Genomic DNA, 2588 nt, shown 5'->3' with positions numbered 1-2588 from the left:
CCAGCGTGTCGCGCACCTTGGGTGAATAGCTGCGCGCGGTGCCCGCCACCACCACCTCCGGCGGGATGATGTTGGGTGACCCGGCTGATCCGCCGGAGATGTGGCCGACGCTGATGACGGCCGGTTCCACCGCCGGGATGTTGCGTCCCACGATCGCCTGCGCCGCCAGGATGAAATGCGCCATCACCACCGTCGGGTCGGTCGCCAGATGCGGGGCGGACCCGCCATGGCCACCGGTGCCACCGAAGGTGACGGTCCAGGTGTCGCTGGCCGCCAGCATCGGGCCGGGCCGGATGCCGAATTCGCCAACCGCCCGGCCCGGGTTGTTGTGCATCCCGTAGACGGCATCGGCCGGGAACCGGTCGAACAGCCCCTCCTCGACCATCAGCTGGCCGCCGCCCAGCCCTTCCTCGGCCGGCTGGAAGATGAAGTGCACCGTGCCGGCGAAGTCCCGGTTCTCCGAGAGATAGCGGGCCGCGCCCAGCAGCATGGCGGTGTGGCCGTCATGGCCGCAGGCATGCATCTTGCCGGGCACGGTCGAGGCATAGGGCAGGCCGGTCTTCTCCTCGATGAACAACGCGTCCATGTCGGCGCGCAGCGCCACCGCCCGCTGGCCGGGCCGGTTGCCCTTCAGCGTGCCGACCACGCCGGTTTTGGCGATGCCCTCATGCGTCTCGATGCCCCAGCCGCGCAGCGTCCTGGCCACCAGCGCCGCGGTCCGCACCTCCTCGAACCCGGTCTCGGGATGGGCATGGATATCGCGGCGGATGGCGATCAGCTCGGGCTCATAGGCCTTGATCGCCGACAGGATGGCGCTGGGGTCCCTGGGATCGGTCATCTCGGTCTCTCGCGTCGGTTTCGGGAAATCAGTTCAGCCGTTCCCGCGCCCCCGGCGGGCGCAGGCCCAGCAGGGCCAGGGTGGTGACCAGGTTGGGGGCGACCAGGTACCAGGTCAGGGCCATCGGATCGCCGGTGGCGTCGATCAGCCAGGTCACGATGAACTGGGCGGTGCCGCCGAACAGGGTGACGCCCAGGGCATAGGTGATGGCCAGGCCGGAGGAGCGGACGGCGCGCGGAAAGCATTCGGACAGGGCGACGATGCCGACCGCGCCGCTGATCGCCTGCAGCAGCGACAGGATCGCGACCATCGACAGCAGCGCCGCCGGGGTCTGCTGCCCGGTGATCACCAGGAAGGCCGGATAGACCGCCACGACCAGCAGGGCGCGCGGCAGGATCATCACCAGCCGCCGGCCGAACCGGTCCGACAGCCAGCCGCCCAGCAGGGCGCCGAGGCTGATGACCACGCCGCCGACGACGCTGGCCAGCATGCTGGTGTTGACCGGCATGTGCAGCGTGTGGATGGCGTAGGTGGTCATGTAGCTGCCGATGACGTGCTGGACACCGTGCCGCCCAGGATGGTCAGGACGCCGATCACGATCAGCGGGCCATGCCCCGACACCAGGGTCTGCAGCACCGCGCTGGCGGTGCGGTGGGCTGCGGCCGGGTGGGCGGTTTCGTCCATGTGCCGGCGGATATAGAGGCCGACCGGCCCGATCAGCAGGCCGAGCAGGAAGGGCACGCGCCAGCCCCAGCTCTCCATCGCCTCCGGCGACAGGGCCGCGGACAGGCCGAAGCCGATCAGGGCACCGGCCAGTGTCGCCAGCCCCTGGCTGGCATATTGCCAGCTGCCGTACCAGCCGCGGCGATGGGTCGGTGCCTGTTCGACCAGATAGGTGGTGGCGGCGCCCAGCTCGCCACCGGCGGAAAAGCCCTGCAGCAGCCGGGCCAGCACGATCAGCACCGGTGCCGCCACGCCGATCGTGGCATAGGGCGGCGTCAGCCCCAGCAGGGCGGTGCCCAGCGCCATCAGCCCGATGGTCAGGCTCAGCGCCGCCTTGCGCCCGGCTCGGTCGGCATAGGCGCCGATGACGATGCCGCCCAGCGGCCGCATGATGAAGCCGACGCCGAAGGTGGCGAGCGACAACAGCAGCTGGCCGGAGGCGGAGTCGACGGGGAAGAACTGCCGGCCGATCAGCACCGCGAACAGGCCGTAGACGGTGAAGTCGAAGAACTCCAGCCAGTTGCCCAGCACGGTGCCGACGATCGCCCGCGTCGACGGGGCCGCGCGCTGCGCCGTCACGGGCGGGTGCACATCCGGGGCCGCAGCCGAATGGGCCATGTCGCTCTCCAGCTTCCACTGTTTTGCGCGCGGCCTTCCACGGGCCGCTGCGCTGGATCGAGTTTGGGCCGTGTCGCGCCGGGGGCGAAAGTGAATTCATCCCTATCGGCGCAGGATTATGGGATCGGGTCGGGGCGGCCGGATCTTTGGCGCCGTTGCGTTCCGCGCCGCGCCGCGCCAGGATCGCGGCCTTCTCAGGGGAGGACTGGCCGCGTGATCCTGGATTTCGGCTCGATCAACATGGATCTGGTGATGGTGGTGGCGGCGTTGCCGCGGCCGGGTGAAACCGTGCTGTGCGACGGCTATGTCACCAAGCCGGGCGGCAAGGGCTCGAACCAGGCCGTGGCGGCGGCGCGGGCCGGCGCGCGGGTGGCCATGGCCGGCGCGGTCGGCGACGACGGCTTCGGCC

The 2588-nt window shown here is 70.5% G+C and carries 4 protein-coding genes; 1 reads left to right on the top strand and 3 read right to left on the bottom strand.

Annotated features, from left to right (window positions below; all coding sequences use genetic code 11):
* The 3 genes from AC3XYG_RS31420 to AC3XYG_RS31410 form a co-directional block, all read right to left on the bottom strand.
* Positions 1 to 838 (bottom strand): amidohydrolase (locus AC3XYG_RS31420; RefSeq protein ID WP_489143820.1); only part of this gene is annotated, 838 nt, incomplete at its 3' end.
* A 28-nt stretch (positions 839 to 866) separates the two neighbouring features.
* Positions 867 to 1376, bottom strand: coding sequence for an MFS transporter (locus AC3XYG_RS31415; protein WP_489143819.1), 510 nt, complete (start codon positions 1374 to 1376; stop codon positions 867 to 869).
* Positions 1373 to 2179 (bottom strand): MFS transporter, encoded by an 807-nt coding sequence (locus AC3XYG_RS31410; protein WP_489143818.1) that lies wholly within the window; start codon positions 2177 to 2179, stop codon positions 1373 to 1375. The genes AC3XYG_RS31415 and AC3XYG_RS31410 overlap by 4 nt, the downstream gene beginning before the upstream one ends.
* Positions 2180 to 2392: 213 nt before the next feature.
* On the opposite strand from AC3XYG_RS31410, the gene AC3XYG_RS31405 reads away from it, so the two are divergent.
* Positions 2393 to 2588 (top strand): PfkB family carbohydrate kinase (locus AC3XYG_RS31405; RefSeq protein WP_489143817.1); only part of this gene is annotated, 196 nt, incomplete at its 3' end.

The sequence above is a fragment of the Inquilinus sp. genome, from assembly GCF_057815775.1.
This window is presented reverse-complemented; position numbering and strand designations above follow the sequence as displayed.